Source organism: Lactobacillus sp. HBUAS51381 (genome assembly GCF_012641095.1).
GTDB lineage: Bacteria > Bacillota > Bacilli > Lactobacillales > Lactobacillaceae > Levilactobacillus.
Genome location: NZ_JAAVSC010000002.1, coordinates 111,058 through 136,499 on the forward strand (window position 1 = coordinate 111,058; position 25,442 = coordinate 136,499).

Here is a 25,442-nt window from a genome sequence, read left to right on the forward strand (position 1 = left end):
CCTAAAATTAGGAATCATCAAGAGGATGAGCATATGAGAAGTGAGAAGCTAGAGTTGACTAAAACCGACTGGCAGCGTGCCCAAACTGCCGTCTTTAACGAGTATGATCGTTTTGTGAAACAACTCCACGTTGAAGGTGTGGACTACACGATTCTACAGGCGCGACGGATCGTCATTTATCAAGATTTGATTGAGGAATGGAAACACAATTTGCCAACATTAATGACGGACCTAGAAGACAACGCCCAGGCGCTCACCGTCTTCGATGACCTTGCCTTAGATGGTCAAAGTCATCTGCTCACGCGGTGTGCTAAAAAGATGGAGGCCTGGCCGGATTACATTCCGTCCCAGCTGACGATTTGGTTGGAATTGGCCGAGGATGCTGAACGAGAGTAGCTGCCAAAACCAACCTGTTCGTTGCGACTTGTAAAACTCAAGCCGAACGGAATCCCGTTTACGTCTTATCCAAGCCAGCGTATCGCAACCCCATCACCATTAAAGGAGGTTTTCATCGTGGACACACTCGTGAAAACTATTTTAGAAAAAGTGGCGAAGCTCCCTGCCAAACGAACGTTAATGTATGACGTCGAAGGGTTCGAAGAAGAACAGGTCACCGACCTTCAAACAAAGTTGGCAGAACAAGCCGACTTACACGTTGAGGTCACGGGAACACGACGTCATCCGGTATTGGAGATTCATCAACAAGCTTAAATCGAAAGGGACAACGCGGAATGTCTGCGCTGTCCCTTTCTTTGTCCTCACACCGTCTTGCCGTAATCGAGTAGATGTAGGCGCTCGAATTTTGTGAGTCGCCGTTCAATTTCAGTAGCCGGTAATTCAATTTCTCCGGCCGGAATCACGTGATTATTGGTCCACGACCACTGTGTAATCTGATCAAGCAAGTGAATATCTTCATCGTCTAGGTCATTAATCACAATGGCTAATTGATCGATGAACGCCTTAGTCCCCCCGTGAAACGTAAACGTCAGCCCTGCAATCATGATGAACGCCTCCCCCTCGTATACTAATCACCCTTATTTGACTGTTAGATTACCATTAGTTGCGGCGCCACTGTTGGAATTCGCCCTATCTTGATAAGTCACCTTATGAACGGTTATTTTCTCAATTTGGGCTTTCATTATTTTAGGAGAAAGCTGTGGTCGTACAACCATGTTGGTTCGGCATTTTTGACACGATCTTACCCTCAATGACGCAGAGAAAAAGATCCGGATTAGAACGACCTTTTCAGCCCTTATGTCTTGTGCCATAATATTGATAAAGTTGCCAAACAGGGAGGGGCGCGCTCATGAACGAAAGAATCGGGTGTTGGGGATGGCTGGGAATCTTACTCGCAATCGGTTTGGTCTACAACTATTGGTACATCGTCATTCCCCTCGTCATAGTCGTCTATTGTCTCTATCGTTGGCGAAAAAAACGAGACAGCAAGGCAGGATCGGCGGCCGCGGACAGTGTTTCCAATCCCACCGAATCATTGCCAGCGGATGTCTCAGCTGCTGACGATACCCCCACGGTCAAGGACCTATTTGATGAGGTTAAGACCACCAGCACGGAGACCCTTCGCCTGGATGAAGAAAATAAGTTCTACGACTACCAAGATGACCAGCTTAACCTCAACGTTCTCTTAGCGGCTTACCACGACAATCCCGGTCAGGCTCGTCAGGACATACAGGGGATTGTCGATGCCTTTTGCAAACTGAGCCGAACTGTTTACGAAAAAACCGGTGACTTAGACTATTCTTTTCGCCAGTACATCGGTCAGCCCGACTTTAATCTCCTGCTGGTTCAAACCAAGAACGGCCAAGTGGAATACTTTTTGCTAGATGATCCCCAGTTTCTGCGGCTAGCTAATGGGGAGCCGGCGCGCCCATTACCGGCAGCCACCCCTATGGACGAAGAGCTTGCGACGCAATTACGTCAGCTCAAAGCCTTATTTGATGAAGGCGTCATTACGCAAGCAGAATTTGAGGCGAAGAAGCGGCAATTGTTGGGGCTTTAACCTGTAATTTGTCAAAACCATGATGATTACTAACCATAACCTCATTCGTAAATCAATTAAGCTGAATCGATGATGGGATGATTAGCTCCACCAGCCCCCAACTACAACCGTTGACGACCGAAGATCGCGGCTCCCAGAGAACCGAGAGCCAATCCAATGATGCCCCAAACTTTCAACTGGCTATTTTGTTCATTCGTTTGGGGCAGCGTTGCTGGCGTAAGTTTTACCTCGGACTTAACACCGAATCTCCCTTTGATGGAGACAACTCTTTTGGCCGGAAGCTGGGGATGATACTCGGGAACTTTAACTGTAATCCCCTGAATCGTCGCACCAGCGCTACCGGCTACCGCAGTGGCTTCATCCAACGTGCCTGGTGCCGAAGAGATTACCTGTGTCGGTTCCGCTGGCATTGGCGTTGATGGCTGAGCCGGTTTGGGAGTTTGCGGCGTGGGGCCAACCGGCACAACTGGTGGCGTCACGGGGGATGGTTCACCAGTGTGGTTATCACCGCCATTATTATGATTACCGTCGCTGTGACTATCGTCGACCGCTGCATAGATATAGACAACCGTTTGCGGCGTGGCCGTGTACTGGCCGGTCGCGTTGTGATCTTTAACTTTTTTGAACGTGTATCCTTTAATTTTTAGTGAACTGGTCGTATAGGCTTCTCCAATGTAGCCGTTATCTAAAACCTGGTCATCGGCGAGTGCTTTTCCTGCTTCGTCTTGGTAGTGAACGGTTATGGCTGCGGCTTTGTCGGCTAGGATGTAGGGTTGGACAATGCTAAGATAGATATAAGTGCCAACACGGTACTGACCTACTAAGAAATATTCATCTTTTTGATGAATTACATGAGTTGGCCCAATCATACTCGGTAGTTTATTTCCTGACTCTTGCTTTTGGACATTTGTAAAATTCAAACCGCCGTCTCCGTCTTTGGTCACTTGTGGAACACTATCTTCTCCTTTCGGATGATATGCCAAAGGGTACCATCGATAATATGCCTCTCCATTAGCATCCATCCAGACTGGTTCACCTACTCCAGTGCAGGGAGCCAATATAATCTTTTTCCCATCAGAAGAGTAGTAATTACCGGCTATGTGCCCCGTTAACTTCTGACGATCAACATAAATTGGAGCTAATTTGACATACTGATTACCGTTACTTTCTGATATAAGTTTTGGAAGGTTCGTCACCGGCCGAAAATCCCCAATATAATTCATGCTTGCATTAAATTCAGTCAAATTTATTAAGTTCGACAACACTGAGATATCACTAATTTTATTATATTGAATATCCAAAGACGTTAATTTTATTAAATTAGCCAATGGTGAAATGTCTCGAACATCACCTTGATAATATGTATCTCCATGGATATCAGTATTCATACTACTACTAAGAGTAATCCTCGTTAAATTTTTCGCATACTCAAGTCCTTTTAATGAATACTCGGTTTCACCATCAATATAGGTGTTATCATTGCTAAATTTCGTGAGCAATAGCATATCTTCCTTGGAAATATCCGCAACGTTTTGCCAGTGCCGACCGCTAACCGATTCGTTCAGATTTCTTAAAACCGCCTGCTGTAATCTTTTATTGGGCATCCATTGATCAATGGTTTCAGTATTAACTTGCGTTGCCCGTACTGGCGCTTTAGATGCCAATGCCGAATTAGGTCGAACGCTTCCGGCAATTGCCATATCACTCGCGTCACTAGTATCTTTAGAAGAAGCCAAACTATTCGAATGCCCGTCAACAGGATTATCGTCCTTTAACTCACGTTGCTTATCGCTGACATCCGTAACCGACTTGTCCGAGAGTACTGGCGTTGCGCTTTCATCCTCGTCAGCAACTTGCTTGTTGTCAGCATCAAGAGAATCATCGTTATCAGTCTCACTATTAGCAGCATTATCGGCATTATTTTGAGTCGTTGACGAATCCATCTCATCCGATACGCTATCTTCTTTTGACTGCTTTTCACCATTAGAAACAACACTTGATTGCCGTGCACTGCTCTCGACCGAAACAGTATCTGCTTGTGCCGTTTGTCCACTTACCCCAACTAATGACAAAGCTATTACAGCCGCACTCGTTAAAGTCTCACACCTAGTAGATCGCCGTTTTTCTCTCACCGACATTGCGTTCACTTCCCTCAATAGAAATAATTCACACAAACATCCCTACATAAAAAATCAAATAGAGCATAGCATGAATTGACATTTTAGACAATACCATAAACTATTTTATATAACCACTTAGATTCCTACTTACCACGGGATTTAGAGAACCTTTCCATCCTATTTTTTCTCATATAAACAGGGCAAAAACACCAAAAATAAACATTATAAATTAAAATTTATATCCATATTTAAATAATCAGGGCCTATTCCACGATAAAACCAGCATAGCAACCAAATATTGAATAAAATAAAAAACGCCCTCAGAGGACGCTTTAGAAATGCTCCCGGTAACTATTGGTTTTTCTTGACCCATAACACTTAAAACACGCAAAATCGTTATATTCTGACGAAAAGTTTAGCCACGCAATTTGAAATCCTGCCAAACTATTCCTATGATATTCACCTTAAAAATGTCCCTTCTTAACAGCCTCCCCCTGTCCATCACGAGACTCAATGTGTAACTCATATTCATGACTGGCCGCATCCAAGATGAGGTAGCGAAACGTCGAGCCATCCCCATCAGTCAGATTGAAGCTCAGACTATGGTTAACCGTCACGTCCCGATTAAAACGGTTGCGATGCCCATGAATCGCGATAATTTCCGCCATCTCAGTCGAATCCGCCCACACCTGGTCGATGTCTCGCGTATAGACCGACTGCCGACCATCGCTTATTCCATGAATAAAGGTATCGGTCGCCGCCAAAGCAATGCCTGCCGTCAAGCTCTTCGGCTGAAGCCACTGCGCCACTTGCACCGGTTCCAAGCCTGCGTGACTCAGCAGCAACTTCCTACCGGCAAAATCAATGGCTAAATAGGTGCCCATTCCGTTAATTAGCGTCTGAATCTCCTGTTCGGTAATTCCCGCAGCATCTAATTGCGGCAACGTTTCCGCTGTGAATTCCTTTAACGCGGAAGAGTTCTCTCGATGCTCCCGATACCAACCCAACAAACGATGCTCATGATTCCCCAGCAGATTCAAACCATCATTATGTGCAATTAAAGTTCTAATCACACCGGCAGAATCCGGGCCGCGATCAATAGCATCTCCGAGAAAGGCCATCGCCGTATCAGGCCCTAGCTTCGCCATTTGCTCGGTTAAATGTCGGGAATCCCCATGGACGTCGCTAAACACGACGAGTTTCTTGGCCGAGTGAAGCGTTTTGAATCGCAAAGGCTGCGCCAATTCGCAAAGCATCTCATGAGGCGTGATCACCCGACCAAACTCGGACCAGTCAACAGCTTTGTAGCGCCGAATGTACTCGGGCAATCGGTTCACAACCTCATCATCATGTGTTGCACCCAGACTGCCCGGATTGCCCATCGCATTAACCACGACCACCTCATACCCCCAGGCAGCCGCCTTGACTTTCCGAAACCAACGTAAGGTTTCCTTAGATAAAAAATTTACGGCTAAAATAAACGGTTCCTGATTATCTAAGCGTTGCCGAACCAAGCGATCCACGACCTTTTTGGTCAAAACCACAGCACCAGCATTGACGGTTTTAATCAGTCTTCCCCTACGAAGTAGAACGCGTGGATTCCCCGCAGCCAAGCGAATACGCTGTTCCGAAACAATATAGGGTTCCAAACCGTCTTGGTAACGAAGCCAGCTTTCCGCACCAGGGAGGCCGACGAAAGTATAAATTCTCTTCGTACTACCCGCTGTCCGTTTCTCTAAGCTCGCCATCAGCCGATCAGCCCCTTCTGCTTATTCCAAACCTTATTTTTTCAATTTCAAGGCATCTTCCCGATCAAGCTCTGCATATCGCCGTTTAACAGCGGCAATAAACTCTAACTCCTGTTCAGAGTAGCTACTTTTAAAGTCGTCAACACTAAAGCCCGCCGGATCATTCGCTAGAAAGGTCAGAACCTCACTAAAGGTGTGGGCATGCTCATGATAGTGTTTTTCACGTGACCGAGTATCCCAGAAGGGAAAGTACAAGCCACTGGTTGAAAATTCACTCAGCACCCAATCAATGTTGCCGACCTCTGGCCCACTATCGACGTGCCCGCCTAGATTCTCTTGGCGCAGTTCCTGTTTGAACGGCGTATCCACCACCCATAAATCCTTCTTGGCTACGTAGAGCGGTCGCATAACGCCCTCGTAACGATGTTCAAACTTGCGATAAGCGTGTTCATCCCACAAACGATAAATAAATTTAAACACGACTACCTATCTCCAATCTCCGACAACTATCGTTTCTCACAATGCCGTTATTTATCTTCAAAAGCCTCAATTAACCGACCACTGTCGGCATCAAGCACCGCAATATTCCCAATCTTACCGGCAGGACCGCCGTGGTTGCCGCCATCAATAAAGTAGCGTGGCTGTTCGCCCTCGTACTGAATCGTGAGAATCCCACTGGGGCTTACCGTCCGATTACGTAAAGTCGCCTTAGCTTTAGACGCGTCATAAATTCCCGTAATCAAGGGAGTTGGTGTATGCCCACTGACAATTGCCTGCTGCAAAGGATTATGTGCATAGTTCGGATAGAGTGCCGAATACCAGTATGGTTCCCGTAGCCAGTACTTATCCCTTTCAGGCGTATCATTGACGGGATCAGCAAGCGTCAGGTCGAGCCCTGCGTGAACAAAGACTAACTTACCGATTCGAAGCGTTGATGGCAACCGCCCCATCCAGGTAAACAATGGCGCGTACTGCCGTTTTACCAGGGCAATAGCCTCTGATAAATTAGCCGGCTGTTGCGTTGCTCCCAAAACGGCTTCAGCAATCACGTCATCACCACCAGCTTCTAGCCAGTAAGTATTCTTGCCCGTTAGACTTTCCCAAGCATCTTCATCGTGGTTTCCCAGGATCGCAAAGACATGTGTGGGATCCGCACGCTGCATCTCAAAAATCTTCTGAGCCGCCGCAAAGCCGGTATGGTGATGAAACGAATCTTGGTAGTCACCTAGAAACACGATGGAAGCTTGCGGATAGCGTGCCCGCATCTCCTCTAACTTGGGGAAAACCAGCATTTGTCCATGGATATCAGAGAGCACAATCACTTCTCGCATATTTATCACCTCTCACAAGTGGGATTATCAGAAGTATAGTGTCCAAGAGTTTATTTGTCAACAATAATATCATATTATCGTTTTGTACGTTTCTGGTTTTGGTTTACCCTCACGCTTGCTTTGTTTTATATAATCTGGTTCCGATGTCCCTCATTTAGTCCAAGCCTTCCCATAACTTCTAAAGCACATGGTGCCATCTTCAAAAAGTCCTAAACATGCGTTGGAAAAGTAAGCTGCGCACAAACGGCTGCATGATCCAATCGCTTAGACTTTAGCCAGCGATAGGCTAACGAATCAATTTGAATACTGGATGATAGCGTCACATGATCATCTGAAATTTCCGTTTTGGTGCCACTTCCCTGATGAATGAAACTTCCGCCATTAGCCGGTGTCTGTAGAACCAACCCAAATTTAGCTAGCAATTTACGCTGCACGAACTCACTGGCCGGCTCTTGGTCCAAACCGGAATAATTTCCGTCTGAAATGATACGCGCATGGTTATGGTCGCCAAGGATAACGATGATATCTGCATTTCCTTCGTTTGTCAGCCGTTGAATCATTTCTTCAAGATGGGGCAACGCATCCGTCGCCATATTCATGTACCCCGCTGCACTGAGATCGCCACTCTCGCGGTGGGCCTGATAGCTCGCTTCAGTCAATGCCGGATGAAGCCTGATCGACGCAATGCCCACCTTAACCCCCGAATACAATGGCAATACCGTTGCAAGGTAGTCACAGCCAGTGGGCTCATCAGGATAGTAAACGGGTAATTTTTCCCGCAACGAAATCAGCCGCGGGCCAAAAGCCAAAAGACATTCATTCTCATGATTGGCTGCCGGTCGTGGATCCGTAATCACGCGGTAGTTGGCCTGCTCAATACGATCCACAAATTCAGCAAAATCCGCAGTTTTATGCAGCTCATTAAACGCCAATAAATCCGGTGCTTCGTCCAACTCATCTAAAGCCGGCAACACGTCTTCTTTGAGGGAGGCACTGAGATTAGACTTTCCCGCCTTGCCATTCAGGTTCAGGCCCAGTACGCGATAAACCGGCGAGTCTAATTTTTCTAAAAGGTCACTGGTGAGCGCCTGAGGTAAGAACAATGTCCGCGTTGTTTCATATTGCTTGTTAAGGGCCGTCATTAGGGCCGTTCTTTCTTGACTGGTCGAGATGTAGGGTGCGAACGCGGCGTTACACAGATTAGATAAAATACGGAATAATCTGTTCAACCGTTTCGTCGCGACTCGTATAAACCGGGCATTCTTCTCGCTGACAGGATCGTCAGTAAACGCAAAAGTCGTTATGAGAGCATCATGCTGCGGATTGCGGTGATCAGCATCAAAACACTGTCCAAGAACTGCCAACTGATGTTGCCAGGCCGCAAACATTTCTTTCTCATTATCTGGCGTGACCGCGTACGTCTGCGGTCTATAGGCCAGCGTCTGCAGTAATTCATTGATGTCTGCTAGCTGGCGAAACCGCCTGCTCACAACTCTAATAAACCGAAAATGTTGATCAATTTTTGCTTCTTTCATCGTGTTGTTCTCCTTGAGTTAATTTGATTAGCCCTATATTGGTCCGGCTTACTACTGTTGAACCGTTCTTCCTTGCCTGTTTGCATTGACCCACTATCCCAGCTTCCTTACAATAGTCTTTATGGAGGTGTCATATGGAATCCCGTAACCAAAAATTCCGTCGAATCGGCGCTAATAGATTGACCCGTATCTATCAAGTCATGAATCTTATCGCTAACCTTAGTGCCCCACAGTACGTTTATACCACTGAAGATATTTCCGAATTGTTTGGAACCTACCAAAAATTGGGGGTAGCCTCACAAAAATACTTTCAAGAAACCGGCCCCACCCGCTACAACGAAATGCCGACTGGGTTTACCTTTAAAAATCAATCTACGACTGATCCCGAATCACAGACGGCACATGAACGCTTTCGCCGCTTAGCCGAAAAACGGATGAGCCGTGTCGTTCACGATTTACGGTTACTCACCAACCTTTCCGATCGGTCAAACTATACGTATACACCTGAGGAAGTCACGGAACTATTTGTCGCCTATCAAGCCAAAGGCCAGGCCGTGGCAGCGCTGTTTGCGCCCTTGGAGACCGAGTTTCAGTTTAAACCCAAAGATTGACTCACAGGTCACATTCAGGCTACTTACGTTAAAGATCACCCCAGCTAATCTAGCATCTGAAGTGGCATGAGAGCGCAGTCATTATTCGCGTAATTTTTTAATGTGTACCTACACACTATTAAAATGGGCAAGACATCTCAGGACGCGAGCCTATCTGAACGGTTATCGTATCTGTCTGCCAAACCCCATTCTAGTGGAATTCCGATCACAAATCAACACATTACAGTAATAGTGTCGCTTTAATCATAGTAATGTTTAGAGATCTGTCAACTAATCTATTTAATATTATGCATGGTTAGCTCACAATGACGCCCACTTTTCCAAACAACGCTAGCCCACTCTCCAAAAAAGAATGGGCTAGCGTTGTTTACTTTATATTGCGTTAAGATCAGTGATTAGGTTCCACTAGCTTACTTGATGCGGTACTCTTTCCAAGACCCATTTCTCTTTTTAAAAGATGAGTAGTGCATCGTCTCGGTATCATATTTTAATACCGGCACAACCCCACTAACCATCGTATTTCCGTCGATGAAGAAGTGGTTGTATCTGTCCCAATACACAAGGCCTAAGTAGCTCTGATCATTCGCGACTTCCGCCGAGTTAATGTGGCCGCTAACAATATCCTTATAAAACTTCCCTGTCGTCGCTGGAAATTTATTGGTAAAAATATTATCCAGGGTTCCTTGTTTCCAGTATTCACCCGCCTCTTCATCAATTCCTGCGTGAACAAAAATCTGATTTTGACATTCATCATACCGTTTGGCTGTGATTTTTTTCTTTAACCAATGGCAGACCGCTTTAGCTCGCGTTGTTTGTAGAACCTTCTGTCGAATGAGCTCATCTAAACCGTCATCTCCACCACCAGTCGCTTGGAGAGCTTGACTGGCTTTAACAATTTCCAGTAACTCGGACTCATTGAAGAAGCTTTTAATTGTTTTAAAATCCACGATGGTTGCGGGTGAGTCTACGGCACTTTCTACAGGGAAAAGCCAATTGCATAGCCATTCATCATGATTACCCAATAACACAACGACCTGCTTAGGATACTGTTCTTCCAAGTGCATAATCTTATTTAAAACTTGAAACGACTGATCGCCCTCATCGACGTAATCGCCGATGAATATCAGCCGATCGGATTTACCTAAATGAATGCGGTCAAGAGCCTCTTCCAGGGCCTCAAGACACCCATGGATGTCACTCATTGCATAGATTGTAGACATGTTTAAGTCCTTTCTGAAGTAACTCACTAGGGCCAGCTTGAGCAATTGATTCTATAACATCTGATATTAATGGAAATGTTTATCGACTGTCCAAAGAAAACTTCCATTAGAGACTGCATCCTAAGGACTTACGAAGACGATTATTAGCTTTTGAACGAGCTTGGTGATAACTGCATCATCAAGCTCGTTCAAATCCGTCTCTTAAATTAATCGCTAGTTAGCGAGGGGAAACTACTTTTTTGTCCTGCATAGCGCTTGTTCATATAGGTTATAAATGATCCGTAGACCCGTTAGCCGATAAGTCCGATAGCCTGGAAACACCCGATCGAGGGTCCTTTTCAAATCAGGATTGGTGTCGTAACTAGAACTGTCCGACGAAAAAGGCAAGACCGTATTTTGAGACTCAATCCCCTTAAATTTATAAGCATTCGGTATTTGCTCTAGGGTCATTCCAAATGCTTCCTCCACAACATTGACAGCATAGCTAAGGCTTATTGTGTCCTTACTGCTTATTTCATTTAACAATTTCTTTACCCCTCTCAAGTTTTGCCTTAATTCACTTTTATAGGTTACGTCCATCTTAGTATATCCATTCTATGGTTTCAATTGCGAAATAAGATACCTAAAATATAAGAGCTTCTATATTTAGAAGTTCATAAAAGGGGAAAATATAAAAAAATGCCATACATTAATCATTGAGTAACTGTTCAATGATTAATGTATGGCACAAATATTGATATCTCAGATCCTATTACTTCGTTTCATCCTCATCAGTCTTCAAAACTGCCATGAACGCTTCCTGCGGGATATCAACCTTCCCCACAGCCTTCATGCGTTTCTTACCGACCTTTTGCTTCTCCAACAATTTCATCCGCCGAGTACGGTCACCACCATAAAGCTTGGCGGTCACGTCCTTACGGTAGGCCTTGATCGTCGTTCTGGCGATGATCTTGGCGCCAATTGCGGCTTGGACAGGGATTTCGAAGTTCTGGCGCGGAATAATGCCCTTCAGCCGTGACGCAATCTCACGACCCCGTTGGGCGGCAAACGTCCGGTGAGCAATGAAACTCAGCGCATCGACCTTATCGCCGTTCAACAGGATATCAATCTTCACCAGATCGGCCTCTTGGTAGCCACTGCGTTCATAATCCAACGACGCGTAACCACGGGTGCTAGACTTCAACTTATCGAAGAAGTCAAAGATGATTTCCGACAGCGGCATGTTGTAAATGATATTCACGCGGTAATCGTCCAAATACTCCATCGTCAGGAACTGACCCCGGCGGTGCTGGCACAGGTCCATGACCGCGCCCACGTAGTCGTTAGGCGCCATGATAGTCGCCTTCACGATCGGTTCTTCAATCCGTTTGATGGCGGAGGCTTCCGGCATTTCCGCTGGGTTCTCCACCGTCTTCATCGTCCCGTCCGTCAAGTACGCGTGGTAGGTAACGGATGGGGCCGTCGTAATCAAATCCAGATTGAATTCACGTTCCAGCCGTTCCTGAATGACATCCATGTGGAGCATCCCCAGGAACCCACACCGGAACCCAAAGCCTAACGCCTGTGAGGCTTCGGGTTCGAATTCCAACGCAGCATCGTTGAGTTTCAATTTTTCCAAGGCTTCCCGTAAATCATTCAATTTCGCGTTATCCGTGGGGTACAGCCCGGCGTAGACCATCGGGTTCATTTCCCGATAACCCGGCAAGGCCTTCTCTGCGGGCATCTCGGCGTTGGTGACGGTATCACCCACCCGAGTATCCGCGATATCCTTGATGCTGGCCGTGATGTAACCCACATCTCCAGCAATCAGATAATCGCGAGAAATCGGCTTCGGCGAGTTCACGCCGACCTCGGTGACTTCGTATTCACTTCCACTATTCATCAGGAGAATCTTATCACCCGGTTGAACGGTGCCCTCAAAGAGCCGCACACTCATGACCACGCCACGATAATCATCGTAGACGGAGTCAAAGACCAACGCCTTCAGGGGCGCATCCAAGTTGCCCGTGGGTGCCGGCACCTTGTGGACAATCTGTTCCAACAATTCTGGAATACCGATGCCCTTCTTAGCACTGGCCAGCACGGCATCCGAAGCGTCGAGTCCAATCACGTCTTCAATCTCTTGCTTGACCTTTTCCGGATCAGCCGCGGGCAAATCGATCTTATTAACGACCGGCACAATTTCCAAATCATCATCTAAGGCCAAATACACGTTGGCCAATGTCTGTGCTTCGACCCCCTGCGCGGCATCGACGACCAGCACCGCACCCTCACAGGCCGCCAGACTCCGTGAGACCTCATAGGAGAAGTCTACGTGCCCCGGCGTATCAATCAAGTGAAACTCATAGTCGTGGCCATCCTTGGCGTGATACGTCAATTCAACGGCATTCAGCTTAATCGTAATACCCCGTTCGCGTTCAAGGTCCATGCTATCCAACACTTGATCTTGCATATCGCGCTTGGAGATGGTATCCGTAAGCTCCAAGATTCGGTCCGCAATCGTGGATTTTCCGTGGTCAATGTGAGCCACAATGGAAAAGTTGCGGATATATTTTTGATGGTTTTTTAATTTCTCAAGATCCATGTTGATTTCCTACTTTCTTAAACACCATGTCCAGACAATTATACCAACCATCCGCAGTAAGCACAAACTAAAAGAAAAGCCCGCTGCAAAAACCACCGGAAACGCAAAAGGCCCGAGCTCTCACTCGGACCTGACACGTTATTTCGTTTCATTTTCGTACTGTTGCAGCTGATTAGGCCCCAACTGTTGCCATTGCTTATCATAAAACTTGTCATTAATCTTGTAATGCGGTTGGGCCTGCTTCTTGGTTAAGAACGGATCCACCCGCCGATCAATGGCCAGCCAACCGCGCCAGCCTGGATGAATCGTGTCGGTCATGAAGTACGGCACGTTCCCCTTGTCTGACAGGTCCACAATGTTATTAAAGCCTTGCGACTGCAGTTGATAGTGAATCTTCTGGTCGAATTGCTTCAGCATCGTGGCCGATAAGCCGGTATACTTTTGCCAACGCTGATTAATTGGTGGAATGATGAAGATGACATTCGTATTCAGCCGGGCAAATTGATCCAAAATCAGCTGGAAGTCACTGTACTCAGGCGACTTGAGGTAGGACAAGTTCTTCTGGAAGCCCTTTAGACTCCCCGACTTGATTTCCTGCTTCAATCCCTGATTGTAGAACTTATCACTGATCTGGAAGCGGTTGTTGCCCGTTGCTTGTTTCCCTAACTGACCACCGAGTCGATCCAGCGCCGAATAGGAGTAATGAGTGGGTAACTTCTTGGCTTGCCGGTTCACTCGACTCAAGTTCTGCGATGGTAAATTAATGCCGGAGAAGAACTGGTCTTCTTGCGTCAACATGTTCTTCCGTGTCTGCAGGTAGAACCGTTGATAGTCCGTCAATGATTTACCAGCTGCCACCCGTTGTAATGCCGCATAGATGAAATGGTCCGATTTAGCCGCGGGCATCTGAAGAAGTCGTTTCGCTGCATACTGATCAATGGCATCGTGCCGGTAATGGGTTAACCATTCCGTCGTCTGCAATTGTGAATAGTAGAAGCCAAACGCATCCTTACGCGTTCCACCCTTCACAAACCACTGTGGTGACACAAAGACAACCGCTTTTTTGTTACGCAATTCGCTCTGAATATTTTGCATCACGAAGAATTGCGTCAACGATTGGGTTCCCCGTGCACCCAGTAAGAATGGTCGATAGTCCCGGTGATACTTCTGGGCCAGAACCGACGGATGCATGGGATCAATCCGTGACCACTCTGACGAACCGAAGAATGGGACGTAACCGTTACTCAGCGCCGCTTCTTTAATATGCTTGCCGCGCAAAACGTTGGGTGACAACGATACGGCTGCCTGGCGCTCTCGGGCGGCACTAATATGCTTAAACCCAAAAGTCACTGGCGAAGCGAGTACCGCAAAAACGAGAATAGCCGCGAGAATTAACGGACCAAAAATCCGTAGTAATCGCTTTGCCATTGGCTAGGCCAGGCTTTCAACTTTCGCAATGATTTTGTTGGGCGTGTCCCACTCTGACCGCTCAAATTCGGAAACAGGTACGTTAATACCCAGTTCGCTTTGCAGCGATAATAATAGTTGTACGGACGCCATTGAGTCCATAATGCCACTATCGAACAAGTTGTCGTCCATTGCGCCACTAACATCGCTACCCGTTAAATCGTTCAAAATGTTTAATACAGTTCCTTTGATATCCATTTTTATTTCCCCCTCGATGAAATAAATCCTTTTAAGTTAATTAAAACCAAACTTTATCCAAAATCCCCGAAAAGATCAGGAAACTAAAGCAGACCAAGTTTCCCGTCAAGAAGATGGCGAAGATCTGCGTAAACCAGTTGTGCGGTACGCTCTCACGGTGCTTCTTCTTATAGCGTAGCCACATGTCGTTAATCACCAGTGCGACCCCGTGGAAGAGACCGTAAGTGATGTAGAACCACGTGACCCCGTGCCAGAACCCCATGATCAGCATGTTGATGATATAGGTTACATTGGCCGTTGTCGTTGGCTTCTTGAAGACCTTATGCTTCATGAACCAGAAGACCAGGCGCATGTAGATAAAGTCACGGAACCAAAACGACAAGGTAATGTGCCAACGGTTCCAGAAATCCTTAATGTTCGGTGACCGCCAGGGTTGCTTGAAGTTCATCGGCGTGCCGATCCCCATGATATAGGAGGTCCCCACGGCAAACAAACTGTAACCCGCAAAGTCAAAGAACAAATCGGCACTGTAGGCGTACATGTAGCCAACTAACGGCCACGAGATATCGAGAAAACCACCACGTGAATGAATCGCCATCAGTTGTAATTTGGGCATCAGAATCGTCCCAAAATAGTAAGCCAGAATAAACTTGTACATGAAGCCGACAAACAGGTAACGAACGCCCTTTTGCAGCATCCCCAGGTATTTCTCCCGATCGGGCACCGAACGATAGTCCGCCTCAAACCGACGATAACGGTCGATTGGCCCCGAAGAAATCGTGGGGAAGAAGAGCATGAACTGCAGGAACGTCATCACGTTGTAGTTCTTGATCGCACCATCCCTGATTTCCATAATCGTCTGAACGGCTCTAAAGGTCAGATAACTGATCCCCAGAAACCCGATCAGTGAGGCCTGCCCGTTTTCAACGGCCGGCGTCACCTTGACGATCGTCAGTGGTGCAATGGCTAAGAGAACCAACAGGTAAAAGAACGGCCCCGAATTGTGTTTCTTCCGGTAAACGGCATACCCCCAGGTTAAGCCCACCTCGTACAAAATGTAAATAATCAAGGCCACCCCTTGCGTCCACTTAGCACCGCCAAAGGTCAAGACCAGAAAGAAGATTGAAATTAACGTTTCGTAGAGACGCGACCGTTTGCCGTACAGAAGACCAATCATCAGTGGCAGTAACGCCACGCCCAACAAGGCGAAATACGTTGGGTTGCCGTACGGTTCAAATGTCAACATTATTGATTGACCTCGGCAATGATTGATTTAATATCAACCTTGCCGTTGGGGGTCATCGGTAGGCTGTCCTTGTACACAAAGCGTTGTGGAATCATGTATTCCATCATGTCGCCGCCCTGCAAATTATCCTTGATCGCCTTAGTAAGGTCTAATTCACTGGCAAAGTCGTGTTCACTTGGAACGACCCAAGCAATCAGTTGGCTGACCTTATGATTCCGGTCATACCGTGGGACCGCAACCCCCACCTGAATGTGGGCTTCTTGGGACAGGTAGTGGTTCACCTCTTCCAATTCGATCCGGTATCCGTGGAGCTTAATCTGAAAGTCGGTCCGACCACGATACATAATCAACCCGTTAGCTTGCTTAACGCCCAGGTCCCCGGAACGGTAAACCCGCTGACCGTCAACCGTGACGAACGCTTTGGCCGTCTTCTCAGGATTGTTCAGATAACCCTTCGACATGGAGGGCCCACTGATCAAAATTTCACCCTCGGTTCCATCCGGCACCGGCTTCAGTTGATCATCCACCACGTTAATCTGGGTATCCCCCTTAACGTGGCCGATCGGCAGCCGTGGGTAATTCGCCAAGACTTCTGCGGTAATCTCTACCTGCGTCACCGCCACCGTCGTTTCGGTTGGACCGTAAGTGTTGAAGATGCGGGCATCTGGGAACCGCTGGTGAAGCGTCTGCGCCGTTGCATGGGTCAATTCTTCACCACAGAAGAGAAACCGGCTGAGTCGCGGATAATGTTTAGCATCAAAAGTGGGCTCCAACAAGCAAATGTCCATAAATGACGGCGTTGAGACCCAGACATCCAGATTCATCTGCGGCAACGTCTCGAACAGTTGCTTGAAGTTATCCGTCACCGTCTTGGGTAGGGCCACCAGCGTGCCGCCACTCGCTAACGTGGGACCCCAGTCCATGACGGAAAGGTCGAACGAATAAGGTGCCTGCGATAACGTGCGTGGATACGTTGGCAGGACAAAGTCGGCACTAAGCATCCAATTCACGTAGCTTAATAAGTTTTTGTGCGAAATCTGCACACCCTTAGGTTTACCGGTTGTCCCCGACGTAAAGATAATATAGTAGTTGTCATCCCCGCTAACAGCGTGATCGACCTGATAATCTACGGTTGGTCCATCAAAGATGTTCCGCAACTCATCGGGCGTTACCACGGGTGTGTCGCCTAAAGTCGTGGGTAACGCACTGACCGCAATCGCTGCGGCTGGTTGCGCAATTTCATTAATTGTCGTAATCCGTTCCAACGGTGAATGCGTATCAATTGGTACGTATGCGTGACCGCTCTTGACAATTCCCAAGAACGTCGCCATCATATCAAAAGTTTGACCGCCATACACCAAGATCGGTGCATGTGCTGGTAATGGCATGGCATCCAAGTGGGCGGCCAAAGCATCCGAGCGTTGTTTCAAGTCACCATACGTGTTCGTGTGCCCCAGATCATCGTACGCGATGCGATCCGGTTCACGCGTGGCAAACTGATCGATCGCTGTGATCATGTTTTCTATCATTTCTATATCCCCCCCAAAGAAGTCGTGGTTATTGGTTAGTTGACCCCGCAACTAGAACTCGTTGTAAATAAATGTCGAGTTGTTTAAACCACTATAACCGTACAAATAAACCAAAACCATCAAAATCACAAAGTAGAACAGAGTCCATCCGATAAAGGCCACTACTGGCTGATGCCAGATTGCCAGCCACTTTGCTCTCATGAAATTCACCCCCAAGTTTGCTGATCGATTCGTCCCCCAAATCAGCTTCCGTTCGCAACCACATAGCGTGTCATTTCCCCGACGAATCCACGGTATGTGGTGAGGAGTTCCGCAGTCATCCTGCGCTCCTTATGTTTTGAGAGTATCATTGCTAAAACCGGATTGCAATTAACCTTACTCAACCTTAAACGTTTCTTTTTAATTAATAACTTTTATTATAGATTTTGCCATCAAAAAAAGGCTGCTGAAATCCTCAGCAGCCTTGACAGATTAGCACTTAGAGCACTTCGGCCCGCAAGCTAATTTTCATTGAATTTATCACGCATTTTGTTAAATAAGTTACCTTTGCCCGTGCCAGAAACCGTTTCACCACTGGCCTTCGCAAAGTCTCTGAGCGCATCCCGTTGTCCCTTATTCAAGTTCTTCGGGGTCATCACTTTTACCGTCACGTGCTCATCACCATTGCCGTTGCCTCGCAGTCGAGGCGCACCCTTTCCGCGTAAACGGAACGTGGTGCCTCCCTGTGTTCCAGCAGGGACCTTCAGCTTCACATCCCCGTGGACAGTCTTAACCGTCACGTCGTCACCCAGGGACGCCTGAACAAACGAAATCGGTTGATCAAAGTAAATTTCCGTGCCATCACGCCGGAAGTCCTTGCTAGGCGTGACTTGGAAGATGATGAAGAGATCGCCATAGCCACCGCCATTTTGACCCGCTTCACCTTGGCCTTGAAGCCGCATTTGTTGACCGTCATCAACCCCAGCAGGGATCTTAACTTCAACTTCGTGCTGTTCTTCTTCATGGCCAGAGCCCCCACAGGTTGGGCACTTTTCCTTAATTTCTTGGCCCGTGCCGTGGCAGACAGGACAAGGTTGTTGACTCCGCATCCGTCCTAATGGGGTGTTGGTCTCGGTCGTCACGTAACCCGAGCCACCACATTGGTGACAGGTGACCGGCGATGTTCCTGGCTTAGCACCGTTCCCACCACAGGTATGACACTGTGCTTCACGCGTATATTTAATCTTGGTCTTCTTCCCAAAGATGGCCTCTTCAAACTTGAGGTTCATCTGGTACTGCAGATCACGGCCCGGGCGTGGGGCGTTAGGATTCCGTTGCGCGCCACCGCCACCAAAGAATTGGTTGAAGATGTCGTCGAAACCACCGCCGCCACCAAAACCGCCGAAGCCGCCACCGGCACCGGCACTACCGCCGCCAAAGCCACCAAAGCCTTGGGGCCCATCGGCAGAACCGTATTGGTCGTAATTAGCCCGTTTATCCGGATCACCCAAGACATCGTAGGCATCCTGAACTTCCTTGAACTTGTCCGCCGCATCCGGGGCCTTGTTCAAGTCTGGATGATACTTCTTTGATAATTTCCGGTAGGCCTTCTTAATTTCTTCTTGGCTGGCATCCTTAGAGACACCTAATACGCCATATAAGTCCGATTGCGCCATCGTTTTCCTCCCAATCCGTTCCGAATTTTTTCGCTACTAGTAAGAATAGCATACTCGAAACAAAAAGCCAAAGCCCCACGGACTCTGACTTTTTGCCTGACAACTTACGTCACTATCACGACTGGCTATTTCTTATCCTTATCGTCGTCATCGTGGACTTCATGGAAGTCACCGTCAACGGTGTCGCCATCCTTGCCATCAGTCTGGGCACCATCGGCACCGGCAGCCTGGCCAGCAGCGCCATTAGCGTCGCCGCCTTGAGCCTGTTGTGCTTGTTGGTATAACTTGACAGACAAGTCTTGGATAATCTTGTTCAAATCATCCTTCTTGGCTTTCATGTCATCCAAGTTGTTGGCTTCTTGGGCCTTCTTTAAGGCATCACGGGCATCTTCCGCCTTCTTGATTTCATCATCAGAGACCTTGCCCTTAACGTCCTTCAACGTCTTGTCGGTCTGGAAGAGTAATTGATCGACTTCGTTCTTGGTATCGACTTCTTCCTTACGCTTCTTGTCGGCAGCTTCGTTTTCCTTAGCTTCCTTCATCATCTTATCGATTTCTTCGTCGGACAGACCACCGGAACTCTTAATGGTAATCTTCTGTTCCTTGTTGGTCCCCATATCCTTAGCGGAAACGTTCACGATCCCGTTCTTATCGATATCGAAGGTCACTTGGATTTGAGGAACCCCACGAGGTGCGGCCGGAATGTCAGCAAGTTGGAAGTTACCCAACGTCTTGTTGTCCGCAGCCATTGGCCGTTCACCTTGTAAGACGTGAATATCAACGGCTGGTTGGTTATCCGCAGCAGTTGAGAAGACTTGTGACTTGCTGGTAGGAATCGTCGTGTTCCGATCGATTAACTTGGTGAAGACACCGCCCATGGTTTCAATACCTAAGGACAATGGGGTGACATCCAACAGCACAACATCCTTCACATCACCGGTGATGACCCCACCTTGAACAGCGGCACCTAAGGCAACGGCTTCATCAGGGTTGATGGAATGGTTAGATTCCTTACCCGTCCACTTTTCAACGGCTTCTTGAACGGCTGGAATCCGCGTAGAACCACCGTTTAAGATGACAACATCAATGTCGCCAGCCTTTAAATCGGCATCCTTCAACGCATTTTCAACTGGGATCCGCGTCTTTTCGACTAAGTCAGCGGTCAATTCGTTGAATTTAGCACGCGTCAATGACTTTTCCAAGTGCAAAGGCCCGTTTGCGCCGGCAGAGATAAATGGCAAGCTGATTTGGGCTTCCGTCACACCGGAAAGGTCCTTCTTAGCCTTTTCAGCAGCGTCCTTCAACCGTTGTAAGGCCATCTTGTCCTTGGATAAGTCCACACCGTTTTCTTGCTTGAAGTCGGCGATTAACCAATCCATGATCTTCTTATCGAAGTCATCCCCACCTAAATGGGTATCCCCGTTTGTAGACAGAACATCGAAAACACCATCACCTAAGTCCAAGACGGAAACATCAAAGGTCCCACCACCAAGGTCGTAAACCATGATCTTTTCATCCTTGTCTTGCTTGTCCAAGCCATAGGCTAAGGCAGCGGCCGTTGGTTCGTTGATGATCCGTTCAACGTTTAAGCCGGCGATCTTACCAGCATCCTTGGTGGCTTGCCGTTGGGCATCGTTGAAGTAGGCTGGTACCGTGATAACGGCCTTTTCAACCGTATCGCCAATGTAGTCTTCGGCGAATGACTTCAAGTGTTGTAAAATCATTGCGGAGATTTGTTGGGGCGTGTAGTCCTTGCCATCAACGCTAACCTTATATCCAGCTTCACCCATGTGACTCTTAATAGATGAAATGGTGTTCGGGTTAGTGATGGCTTGGCGCTTAGCAACTTCACCGACTTGTGTTTCACCATCTTTAAAGGCGACAACAGATGGCGTCGTCCGGGCACCTTCCTTGTTCGCGATAATCTTCGGGGTACTACCTTCAAGAACGGCAACGGCTGAGTTAGTCGTCCCTAAGTCAATTCCGATAATCTTGTTACTTGCCATCAAAAATTCCCTCTTTATTAGTTTTTTGTTTGTTTTATTGTGCCACAACAACCATTGCTGGTCGAAGAACACGATCCTTCAATTGATAGCCCTTCTGAAGGACCTTAACCACCGTTTCAGTGGTCTGGCCGTCTTCAGCGGGCACTGATTGAACAGCTTGATGCAGCGTTGGGTCGAAAGTCTTCCCAATGGCTTCAATCTCCGTGACGTGGTTACGCTTCAGGGCATCCTCCAGATGATCATAGGTCATCTGGACCCCCTTCTTCAGCTGCTTACCCGTCTCGTCCGCTGCCTCAACCGCCAGAGCCCGTTCAAGGTTGTCAATGACGGGGAGTACATCCTTAGCCAATTGCTGGCCATCGTACTTGATGAGTGTGGCCTGTTCCTTTTGGAAACGCGCCTGCATGTTTTGCACCTCTGCTTCTGCACGCAGATACTTGTCTTCAAAGTCACTGGCCTTGCTCTTAAGTGCCTCAACCTCGGCAGCAGTCGCAACCTTCTTAGCAAATTTCGGTTTCTTTGGTGCTGCTTCTTTAGCCGCTTCAGTCTTTGAATCCGGCTTGGTAGTGGCGGCCTTTGCCGCAGTTTGGTCATCGGTAGACGCTTGTTGCTTGTCAGCCACGATAAAAACCCTCCCTTTCTTTACTCGTCATAAAACCGGTAATAATCTAATAGTTTTTTCGCGAGTTCTTCACGAAAAGCGCCAACAATTCCGAGCATTCGTGAATATGGCATCCGCGTGGGTCCCAGGATGGCGATCATCCCTTGACCATGTTGGTCAACGTCATAAGTCGCCGTGATTAGGCTGAAATTCCGGAGTGCATCATTGGTCATTTCATTGCCAATTCGAACCGAAATCTTATCACTGGGTTGTCCCAACACACTGGCAATGTCATCGGTCTTGTCGATCAATGAATAGAGGGACTTCAGTGAATCCACATCACTATCCTGCGAGAAGTTCAGCAGATTCAGCCGCCCACCAACGTAGAACCGCTCCTGTGCGGCACGCGTCAATACATCGCCAAAGATATCCAAGAATCCCTGCGGACTCTGGAGATAATTGGCAATCTGGGCGGGAATCTCAGCCTGTAGCTTCTTCAAGACTTCCGGTAAAGTCAGTCCCACGAGTTGATCATTGATCAGACGAACCACTGCTTCCAGCTGTTCGCCATCGACATCACCAGCCACGTCGAAGGTCTGGTTCTCCACATCACCACTGTCGGTCACGAGAATCGCCATAATCTGCCGTTTTCCCAGTGGCACCAAACGGAAACCACTGAGACGACTGTCCTTTAGCTCCGGCTTCAACGTGAATGCCGTGTAACTCGTCAAATTAGACAGGATCGTCGCCGATTGCGAGATAATCTCATCAATCTTATGAAAATCACCGCCCAAAGAAGACTGAATCACATCAATATCGTTGGGCCGCAGTGGATCGGGCTTCACGAGATGATCAACATAATATCGGTAGCCTTCCACCGAAGGAATTCGGCCGGATGAGGAATGGGTCTTCTTAATCAGACCCTGCTCCTCCAAGGCTGCCATCTCGTTACGAATTGTTGCAGAGCTTACGTGGATGGGTAACTGCTTGGCTAATGCCTTTGACCCCACCGGAACACCGGTATTGGTGAAATCTCGGACAACGGCTCGCAGAATCATCATTTGTCTTTCTGAAAGCATCACAATCACCCCTTTTTTAGCACTCAAACTAATCAAGTGCTAAGACACATATATAATGTAGCAAAACCGGGTTTTGAAGTCAAGAAATCTGGTAGAAAAATTAGCAATCCCTGCAATTAAGTGCTAATTGGTCAAATTCACGCTGGTTTAATCCCTCACATTACGGGGAATCTCAGCATTTCTCCGCAGACCAAATCTAATGCGACTTACCCTTATCTTCTCAATCCCGCCATGTTGAATCAAAAAAGTCTGGGACAAAACCGCCCAGACTCTTTGCGTCTCCGAACCTAAATTGCCGAAACGTAGGCCAAAAGGCAGCTGGTTCCGCTTAAAACAGATAACCAAACAATTCAAGCCCAGGATTATTCGGTTATCTGCCTTAATGCTCACCAGCTAATCGCCTTTTGTCCCACTCTTGTCAGTGCTTAATCAGCGGCTACCCGTGAAAAATACGTCCGGGTCGCGGCCTCATCCTTTTTCAATTGCGCGATTAAACCATCTGCGCCGTCAAATTTCACCTGACCACGTAAACGGTGATGCCACTCAACTTCCACGTTTTCGCCATAGAGATTCCCCTGATAATCCAACAGATTCATCTCAACGGTAATCGGCCGATTATCGCCGAATGTATCGTTACGTCCGACCGAAATCATGCCGGGATACCAGATGGCGCCGACCTTTAAGCGGGCCGTGTACACGCCAATCCCCGGAATCCATTCGTTTTCCGGTGTCAAGACGTTGGCCGTGGGAAAGCCAATCGTTCGCCCACGCGCCTCACCGTGGACCACAACCCCGGTTGAACGGTAGAGATACCCCAACAAAGCGTTGGCCGTGTCCACGTCCCCGGCCTTCATGGCCTGTCGAATCCGCGTGGAACTAATTTTCTCCTGATTGCTGGCTTCCTTGGCCACGGTTTCCACATCAAACCGGCCCTGGGCGTACGCCGGTAGTCGATCCATCGTGGCGATGTCCTTCTTGCCATAGGTGTGGTCAAATCCAGCCACGGCCGTTACCGTGTGAAAGGCCACCAGGTAATGGTCGACAAATTCCTGGGGCGTTTGTGCCGAGAAGTCACCGGTATAACTCACCAGAAATACCCGATCAACACCCAACCGATCCAGCTGCTGGAGCTTTCGGTCTGGCGTACTCAGGTACTTACGATCATCCCCCTCTAACGGGCGATAGACCAGCGCCGGGTGATGGTCATAGGTCAATACCGCGAGTTTGACCTGTTTGGCCGTAGCGAGCGCCTTAGCCCGTCTGATGACCGCTTGATGCCCCCGATGAACGCCATCAAAGAATCCCATGGCCAAAACAACCGGCTCATTGGGAATCTGGCGTGGGTCTAGGGGATGATGTATTCGAATAACTTCCATGACTAGACGCCTCTTTCTCAACTTTTAATTCACTGTAAACATCTTTAATGGTTTGTATTGCTTTTTTTCGGGTAAATACTGATACAGACACTTTGTCTGGTCCTGATAGGTCAGCGCCACCACCGGCGCCGTGCTACCGACCTGGGCTTCATCCAAGAAGACCCCGTTCTTAACCAACCCCCATAACCGTTCGGACAACGCCACGTGCGGATAATCCCGCAGGGCGTAGTCGATTGGCCGCAAGATTGTAGACAGGTCTTCATCGGCCATCGCGGCGGCCACCTGTTCCAGGGTCACGGTATCGGCTAAGTCAAAACCACCGCTCTTTAACCGCGTCAGTGAGGCCATCACGGCGGGAACGCCCAACTGTCGACCGAGATCGACCGCCAACGTCCGAACGTAGGTCCCCTTAGAACAGGCAATCTCAAACGCAATCGTCTGGGTGCCCTGCTCGGCATCAAACCGACCAGCATCGACCAACTCAAACGACGTCACGGTAATGGTCCGGGTCGGCCGTTCAACGGTCTCGCCGGCCCGCGCATACTCGTAGAGTTTTCGACCATTGACCTTGACCGCCGAGTACATTGGTGGGGTCTGTTGAATCGTCCCGGTCAGTGTCGCGGCCGCTTGAAGCAGTTTAGCGCGATCAAACGGGGTTGTCAAAGGCTGGCGGTCGATTACCTCACCGTCCAAATCCTCCGTGGTCGTGGCCAAACCAAGCGTGACGGTGCCCCGATAGACCTTACCCGAGGCCATCAGATAAGGTACGACCTTGGTTGCACTGCCAATACAGATGGGCAAAACGCCATCAACACTGGGATCTAACGTCCCACTGTGACCAACCTTCTTGGTATGCAAAATGTGCCGCAGCTTGGCCACACAATCGAAGCTGGTGAGGCCGCGTTCCTTATAAAGCGGAATAATCCCATCCATGTCCTGTTTCCTCCGTTTCTGGATCTTGCTTTTTCTCTTCAATGAATCATTTTCAGTTGACGTTTCTGGCCACCTTACCATTCGCAAAATCTGATCTGGAACGCTGAGAAACTAGAGCAAGTTTGGAGCCCTTGCTTAGCACCACTACAATTCGGCATCTCCCAGGCGCCTATTTTGACTAGCAAA

23 protein-coding genes are annotated in these 25,442 nt (G+C 48.1%); 4 read left to right on the forward strand and 19 right to left on the reverse strand.

The window, feature by feature from the left end; genetic code table 11:
* The first annotated feature begins 33 nt into the window (after nucleotides 1-33).
* Nucleotides 34-396 (forward strand): hypothetical protein, encoded by a 363-nt coding sequence (locus tag HEQ50_RS01240; protein ID WP_168898648.1) that lies wholly within the window; start codon nucleotides 34-36, stop codon nucleotides 394-396.
* Between the two features lie 117 nt (nucleotides 397-513).
* Nucleotides 514-711: a hypothetical protein gene (locus HEQ50_RS01245; protein WP_168898649.1), complete on the forward strand. Its 198-nt coding sequence runs from the start codon at nucleotides 514-516 to the stop codon at nucleotides 709-711.
* Between the two features lie 47 nt (nucleotides 712-758).
* Here HEQ50_RS01245 and HEQ50_RS01250 read toward each other — a convergent pair whose 3' ends face one another.
* On the reverse strand, nucleotides 759-1,001 hold the full coding sequence (locus HEQ50_RS01250) for a hypothetical protein (protein WP_168898650.1): 243 nt from the start codon (nucleotides 999-1,001) through the stop codon (nucleotides 759-761).
* Between the two features lie 305 nt (nucleotides 1,002-1,306).
* Between HEQ50_RS01250 and HEQ50_RS12755 the strand changes: the two genes are divergently transcribed.
* Entirely contained in the window at nucleotides 1,307-2,017 is a 711-nt protein-coding gene (locus HEQ50_RS12755) for an SHOCT domain-containing protein (RefSeq protein WP_168898651.1), read from the forward strand.
* 101 nt (nucleotides 2,018-2,118) lie between these two features.
* Here the strand turns inward: HEQ50_RS12755 and HEQ50_RS01260 are convergent, their stop codons facing one another.
* From HEQ50_RS01260 to HEQ50_RS01280, 5 genes are all read right to left on the reverse strand, one after another.
* On the reverse strand, nucleotides 2,119-4,155 hold the full coding sequence (locus tag HEQ50_RS01260; RefSeq protein WP_168898652.1) for a MucBP domain-containing protein: 2,037 nt from the start codon (nucleotides 4,153-4,155) through the stop codon (nucleotides 2,119-2,121).
* Between the two features lie 446 nt (nucleotides 4,156-4,601).
* Entirely contained in the window at nucleotides 4,602-5,885 is a 1,284-nt protein-coding gene (locus tag HEQ50_RS01265; RefSeq protein WP_168898653.1) for a metallophosphoesterase, read from the reverse strand.
* 33 nt (nucleotides 5,886-5,918) lie between these two features.
* The gene (locus HEQ50_RS01270) at nucleotides 5,919-6,365 is read right to left on the reverse strand and encodes a hypothetical protein (protein ID WP_168898654.1); all 447 of its coding nucleotides are present in this window, start codon (nucleotides 6,363-6,365) and stop codon (nucleotides 5,919-5,921) included.
* Nucleotides 6,366-6,412: 47 nt separating this feature from the next.
* The gene (locus HEQ50_RS01275) at nucleotides 6,413-7,216 is read right to left on the reverse strand and encodes a metallophosphoesterase (protein WP_168898655.1); all 804 of its coding nucleotides are present in this window, start codon (nucleotides 7,214-7,216) and stop codon (nucleotides 6,413-6,415) included.
* A gap of 209 nt (nucleotides 7,217-7,425) precedes the next feature.
* Nucleotides 7,426-8,751 (reverse strand): hypothetical protein, encoded by a 1,326-nt coding sequence (locus HEQ50_RS01280; RefSeq protein ID WP_168898656.1) that lies wholly within the window; start codon nucleotides 8,749-8,751, stop codon nucleotides 7,426-7,428.
* A 134-nt stretch (nucleotides 8,752-8,885) separates the two neighbouring features.
* Between HEQ50_RS01280 and HEQ50_RS01285 the strand changes: the two genes are divergently transcribed.
* The gene (locus HEQ50_RS01285; RefSeq protein ID WP_168898657.1) at nucleotides 8,886-9,362 is read left to right on the forward strand and encodes a hypothetical protein; all 477 of its coding nucleotides are present in this window, start codon (nucleotides 8,886-8,888) and stop codon (nucleotides 9,360-9,362) included.
* Between the two features lie 410 nt (nucleotides 9,363-9,772).
* Here HEQ50_RS01285 and HEQ50_RS01290 read toward each other — a convergent pair whose 3' ends face one another.
* The 13 genes from HEQ50_RS01290 to truB form a co-directional block, all read right to left on the reverse strand.
* Nucleotides 9,773-10,582: a metallophosphoesterase gene (locus HEQ50_RS01290; RefSeq protein ID WP_168898658.1), complete on the reverse strand. Its 810-nt coding sequence runs from the start codon at nucleotides 10,580-10,582 to the stop codon at nucleotides 9,773-9,775.
* A 751-nt stretch (nucleotides 10,583-11,333) separates the two neighbouring features.
* Nucleotides 11,334-13,166: a translation elongation factor 4 gene (gene lepA / locus HEQ50_RS01295; RefSeq protein ID WP_168898659.1), complete on the reverse strand. Its 1,833-nt coding sequence runs from the start codon at nucleotides 13,164-13,166 to the stop codon at nucleotides 11,334-11,336.
* Between the two features lie 138 nt (nucleotides 13,167-13,304).
* Nucleotides 13,305-14,594 (reverse strand): D-alanyl-lipoteichoic acid biosynthesis protein DltD, encoded by a 1,290-nt coding sequence (gene dltD / locus HEQ50_RS01300; RefSeq protein WP_168898660.1) that lies wholly within the window; start codon nucleotides 14,592-14,594, stop codon nucleotides 13,305-13,307.
* A gap of 3 nt (nucleotides 14,595-14,597) precedes the next feature.
* On the reverse strand, nucleotides 14,598-14,831 hold the full coding sequence (gene dltC / locus HEQ50_RS01305; protein ID WP_168898661.1) for a D-alanine--poly(phosphoribitol) ligase subunit DltC: 234 nt from the start codon (nucleotides 14,829-14,831) through the stop codon (nucleotides 14,598-14,600).
* 40 nt (nucleotides 14,832-14,871) lie between these two features.
* Nucleotides 14,872-16,077: a D-alanyl-lipoteichoic acid biosynthesis protein DltB gene (gene dltB / locus HEQ50_RS01310; protein WP_168898662.1), complete on the reverse strand. Its 1,206-nt coding sequence runs from the start codon at nucleotides 16,075-16,077 to the stop codon at nucleotides 14,872-14,874.
* Complete coding sequence (dltA, locus tag HEQ50_RS01315; RefSeq protein WP_168898663.1) at nucleotides 16,077-17,606, reverse strand: D-alanine--poly(phosphoribitol) ligase subunit DltA; 1,530 nt, start codon at nucleotides 17,604-17,606, stop codon at nucleotides 16,077-16,079. Before dltA ends, dltB begins: the two co-directional genes overlap by 1 nt.
* A 51-nt stretch (nucleotides 17,607-17,657) precedes the next feature.
* Nucleotides 17,658-17,807 (reverse strand): teichoic acid D-Ala incorporation-associated protein DltX, encoded by a 150-nt coding sequence (locus tag HEQ50_RS01320; protein ID WP_168898664.1) that lies wholly within the window; start codon nucleotides 17,805-17,807, stop codon nucleotides 17,658-17,660.
* Between the two features lie 299 nt (nucleotides 17,808-18,106).
* Nucleotides 18,107-19,261 carry a molecular chaperone DnaJ gene (dnaJ, locus tag HEQ50_RS01325; protein WP_168898665.1) on the reverse strand — a complete coding sequence of 385 codons (1,155 nt, stop codon included), beginning with the start codon at nucleotides 19,259-19,261 and terminating at the stop codon, nucleotides 18,107-18,109.
* A gap of 125 nt (nucleotides 19,262-19,386) precedes the next feature.
* Nucleotides 19,387-21,267, reverse strand: a complete 1,881-nt coding sequence (gene dnaK, locus HEQ50_RS01330) for a molecular chaperone DnaK (protein ID WP_168898666.1) — start codon at nucleotides 21,265-21,267, stop codon at nucleotides 19,387-19,389.
* Between the two features lie 34 nt (nucleotides 21,268-21,301).
* Nucleotides 21,302-21,889: a nucleotide exchange factor GrpE gene (gene grpE / locus HEQ50_RS01335; RefSeq protein ID WP_168898667.1), complete on the reverse strand. Its 588-nt coding sequence runs from the start codon at nucleotides 21,887-21,889 to the stop codon at nucleotides 21,302-21,304.
* A gap of 20 nt (nucleotides 21,890-21,909) precedes the next feature.
* On the reverse strand, nucleotides 21,910-22,947 hold the full coding sequence (hrcA, locus tag HEQ50_RS01340; protein ID WP_168898668.1) for a heat-inducible transcriptional repressor HrcA: 1,038 nt from the start codon (nucleotides 22,945-22,947) through the stop codon (nucleotides 21,910-21,912).
* 425 nt (nucleotides 22,948-23,372) lie between these two features.
* Nucleotides 23,373-24,323: a riboflavin biosynthesis protein RibF gene (ribF, locus tag HEQ50_RS01345; RefSeq protein WP_168898669.1), complete on the reverse strand. Its 951-nt coding sequence runs from the start codon at nucleotides 24,321-24,323 to the stop codon at nucleotides 23,373-23,375.
* A gap of 24 nt (nucleotides 24,324-24,347) precedes the next feature.
* The gene (gene truB, locus HEQ50_RS01350) at nucleotides 24,348-25,256 is read right to left on the reverse strand and encodes a tRNA pseudouridine(55) synthase TruB (protein ID WP_168898670.1); all 909 of its coding nucleotides are present in this window, start codon (nucleotides 25,254-25,256) and stop codon (nucleotides 24,348-24,350) included.
* Nucleotides 25,257-25,442 lie beyond the last annotated feature (186 nt).

Coding starts and splice junctions, on each gene's coding strand:
- dnaJ (WP_168898665.1), bottom strand. CDS start 19,261: ATGGCGCAATCGGACTTATATGGCGTATTAGGTGTCTCTAAGGATGCC.
- HEQ50_RS01260 (WP_168898652.1), bottom strand. CDS start 4,155: ATGTCGGTGAGAGAAAAACGGCGATCTACTAGGTGTGAGACTTTAACG.
- dnaK (WP_168898666.1), bottom strand. CDS start 21,267: ATGGCAAGTAACAAGATTATCGGAATTGACTTAGGGACGACTAACTCA.
- lepA (WP_168898659.1), bottom strand. CDS start 13,166: ATGGATCTTGAGAAATTAAAAAACCATCAAAAATATATCCGCAACTTT.
- truB (WP_168898670.1), bottom strand. CDS start 25,256: ATGGATGGGATTATTCCGCTTTATAAGGAACGCGGCCTCACCAGCTTC.
- HEQ50_RS01265 (WP_168898653.1), bottom strand. CDS start 5,885: ATGGCGAGCTTAGAGAAACGGACAGCGGGTAGTACGAAGAGAATTTAT.
- dltC (WP_168898661.1), bottom strand. CDS start 14,831: ATGGATATCAAAGGAACTGTATTAAACATTTTGAACGATTTAACGGGT.
- ribF (WP_168898669.1), bottom strand. CDS start 24,323: ATGGAAGTTATTCGAATACATCATCCCCTAGACCCACGCCAGATTCCC.
- dltD (WP_168898660.1), bottom strand. CDS start 14,594: ATGGCAAAGCGATTACTACGGATTTTTGGTCCGTTAATTCTCGCGGCT.
- HEQ50_RS01320 (WP_168898664.1), bottom strand. CDS start 17,807: ATGAGAGCAAAGTGGCTGGCAATCTGGCATCAGCCAGTAGTGGCCTTT.
- HEQ50_RS01290 (WP_168898658.1), bottom strand. CDS start 10,582: ATGTCTACAATCTATGCAATGAGTGACATCCATGGGTGTCTTGAGGCC.
- hrcA (WP_168898668.1), bottom strand. CDS start 22,947: ATGCTTTCAGAAAGACAAATGATGATTCTGCGAGCCGTTGTCCGAGAT.
- HEQ50_RS01275 (WP_168898655.1), bottom strand. CDS start 7,216: ATGCGAGAAGTGATTGTGCTCTCTGATATCCATGGACAAATGCTGGTT.
- dltB (WP_168898662.1), bottom strand. CDS start 16,077: ATGTTGACATTTGAACCGTACGGCAACCCAACGTATTTCGCCTTGTTG.
- HEQ50_RS01240 (WP_168898648.1), top strand. CDS start 34: ATGAGAAGTGAGAAGCTAGAGTTGACTAAAACCGACTGGCAGCGTGCC.
- HEQ50_RS12755 (WP_168898651.1), top strand. CDS start 1,307: ATGAACGAAAGAATCGGGTGTTGGGGATGGCTGGGAATCTTACTCGCA.
- dltA (WP_168898663.1), bottom strand. CDS start 17,606: ATGATAGAAAACATGATCACAGCGATCGATCAGTTTGCCACGCGTGAA.
- HEQ50_RS01280 (WP_168898656.1), bottom strand. CDS start 8,751: ATGAAAGAAGCAAAAATTGATCAACATTTTCGGTTTATTAGAGTTGTG.
- HEQ50_RS01285 (WP_168898657.1), top strand. CDS start 8,886: ATGGAATCCCGTAACCAAAAATTCCGTCGAATCGGCGCTAATAGATTG.
- HEQ50_RS01250 (WP_168898650.1), bottom strand. CDS start 1,001: ATGATTGCAGGGCTGACGTTTACGTTTCACGGGGGGACTAAGGCGTTC.